Below are 2,798 nucleotides of genomic sequence, written 5' to 3'. Positions count from 1 at the left end.
GGCGGTGGGTGCGCGCCGGGCCCGCGCCTGGCACACCCTCACGGCGGCGCTGCCCGGGTCCTACTACCTCTACCAGGGCGAAGAGCTCGAACTGCCCGAAGCCACCCAGCTGCCGCCCGAATCCCGCGAAGACCCCACTTTTGCGCGCACCGGCGGCGCGGAGCTGGGGCGCGACGGCTGCCGGGTGCCCATTCCCTGGCGCGCGGATGCCCCGGCCTTCGGATTCTCACCCGAAGGGCAAAGCTGGCTGCCCCAACCCGCGGACTGGGGCCGTTTCGCGGTGGACGCGCAGGAAGCCGATCCGGAATCCGCGCTCGCCTACTACACGGAGCTGCTGCACCTGCGCGCCCGCTACGACCTGGGTCTGGGCGGATTGCGCCGCGCGCCCGAGTACGCCGGCAGCGGCGTCGCGCTCATCAATTTTGCGGGCGACGCCGCCGCCACTTCCGCAAGCGCCACGTCCGCTGGCGGCGAGGCTGCGCAGGGCGACGACGACGCCACTTCCCGCGGTGACCTCTTGATTATGACGGCCTTTGCCGAGCCCCTCCCCCTGCCCGAAGGCTGGGCGGTGCTCCTCAGCTCCGCGCCGTTGGAAGAAGGGGTGCTCCCGCCCGATACCACGGTCTACCTGGTGCCTTTCCGCACGGATACCGAGGAAGGGTGCTGATGGCGCGGCTGGCGGCGTCGTCGCCCCAATGGCACGCCCGCAACAACGGGCGTGCCTGCCATGGGCGCCCCACCCCAACCACCGGACGCACACGCGAAGGTGACATTAAATTAGAACTGTAGAACGCAAGATAAGTCACACTGTGGTGTAAACTAGTATCACCACACAGGCAAGGGAGCCGGGGCGCTACGGTGCTGTCGCGGTTGCGGCTTTCTTGCTGGCATTGACGATCATAGGAGACGTAACGATGCATTCAGTGAAGAAGATTGCGGCCCTCGCCGCAGCTGGGTTGGTGGCCATCGCGGGATTGGGTGGCTGCGTATCCAATTCCGATAGTGGCGGAGGAAGCGAAGGCGGGGCCGGCAAGGTCTACTTCCTCAACTACAAGCCGGAATCGGACCAGGCCTTCCAAGAATTGGCGAAGAAATACCACGAACAAACCGGGGTGGATATTAAGATCGTATCCGCGACCGGCGGTTCGTATGAGCCCACCCTCGCCAATGAGCTCGGGCGTGCGGACGGCCCCACTATTTTCCGCGTGGACGGCCCCATCGGCCTGGCCAAATGGAAGCAGTACGCCAGCGATATTTCCGATGCTCCCTTTATTGAGGCGATGACGGATAAGGAGATGGCCCTCAAGGGAGATGACGGCAAGGTTTACGGCGTCCCCCACGCGGTGGAAGGCTATGGCATCATTTACAACGATGCCATTTTGCAAAAGTACTTCGCGCTGCCGGGTGCCAAGGCGAAGTCCGTGGATGAGATCAAGAACTTTGACAAGCTCAAGGAAGTCGCGGACGATATGCAGGCCAAGAAGGACGAGCTCGGCATCAAGGGCGCCTTCGCGGTTACCTCGCTTTCCCCGAATGAGGACTGGCGCTGGCAGACCCACCTCATGAACTGGCCGCTCTTCTACGAACTGCGGGATAAGGGCGTGCAGGACACCGGGAGTATCGAAGGTACCTACCTGGATAATATGAAGAAGATCTTCGACCTGTACCTCACCGATTCCACGGTGGATCCCTCGCAAACCACCGCGAAGGCCGTCACCGATTCCATGGCGGAATTCGCGCTCGGCCAGGTGGCTTTCGTGCAGAACGGTAACTGGGCCTGGTCGCAGATTGATGGGGTGGACGGCAATACCGTCAAGGCGGAAGATATCCACTTCCTGCCCATCTACATGGGCGTCAAGGGTGAAGAAAAGGCCGGTATCTCGGTGGGTACCGAAGCTTACCTGACCATCAATAACAAGGCCTCGGATGCCGATAAGAAGGCCTCGATGGACTTCCTCAACTGGATGCTCAATGATCCCACCGGCGCCAAGCTTTGCGCGGAGGACCTCGGCTTCATCGCCCCCTTCAAGGAATACGCCAGCCTCTCGCCCACCGACCCGCTCGGTAAAGAAGTCATCAAGTACATGAAGGATACTGAGCATTACAACGTGGCTTGGGACTTCCAGGTGGCTCCGTCCATGGAGTTCAAGAATGGGCTGGGTCAGCACCTGAGCCAGTACGCCGTCGGTAAGGAAAGCTGGGATCAGGTGAAGGACTACTTCGTCACCCAGTGGAACACTGAGAAGGCAGCTGCCGGGGTGAAGTAGCTGGCCAGCCGCGCGCCACGCAGCGCCCGCGCCTACTGCTACCACACTTGCCTTGCCTGAGGTGAGGCGCGGGGCTCACCATCGCGGTGGGCCCCGCGCCTCACAGGGGGTTTCTCATGAAAACATTGAAAAAACACGGGCTTGCCTTCGTGGGGCCCACGTACGTGGCGTTCGGGATAGCTTTCCTCGCCCCGTTCTTTATCGGTATTTATCTTTCGTTCACGAATTTCACCACGCTGGATGATGCCACCTGGGTGGGCGTGCAGAATTACGTCAATGCCTTCACGGAGCAACAAAACTACGTTGGGGCGTTGATCTTCACGGCTTCGGTGGCGATCGTATCCATTATCAGCGTCAATATCATCGCGTTCTTCCTGGCGTATCTGCTCACGCAGAAGCTACCCGCCACGAATTTCTATCGCACGATCTTCTTCATGCCGAATCTCATCGGCGGGATCGTGCTGGGCTACACCTGGCAGTCCCTCCTCAACGCGGGTCTTTCCAATTACGGCACCACGCTGGTCAATGATT

General features: G+C 61.0%; 2 protein-coding genes and 1 pseudogene. All 3 read left to right on the top strand.

Annotated features, from left to right (window positions below; translation table 11 throughout):
- A partial coding sequence (locus CZ322_RS09660; RefSeq protein ID WP_459543380.1) for an alpha-amylase family glycosyl hydrolase occupies positions 1–667 on the top strand: 667 nt, incomplete at its 5' end.
- Positions 668–914: 247 nt separating this feature from the next.
- Positions 915–2,267 (top strand): ABC transporter substrate-binding protein, encoded by a 1,353-nt coding sequence (locus CZ322_RS09655; RefSeq protein WP_087071224.1) that lies wholly within the window; start codon positions 915–917, stop codon positions 2,265–2,267.
- A 116-nt stretch (positions 2,268–2,383) separates the two neighbouring features.
- Positions 2,384–2,798, top strand: a pseudogene (locus CZ322_RS09650) (sugar ABC transporter permease); the annotation flags it as partial.

The sequence above is a fragment of the Actinotignum timonense genome, from assembly GCF_900155575.1.
In the GTDB taxonomy this organism is placed as follows: Bacteria; Actinomycetota; Actinomycetes; order Actinomycetales; family Actinomycetaceae; genus Actinotignum; species Actinotignum timonense.
The sequence above is the reverse complement of the archived record's forward strand: the minus strand, read 5'-3'. Positions and strand labels throughout refer to the sequence as shown.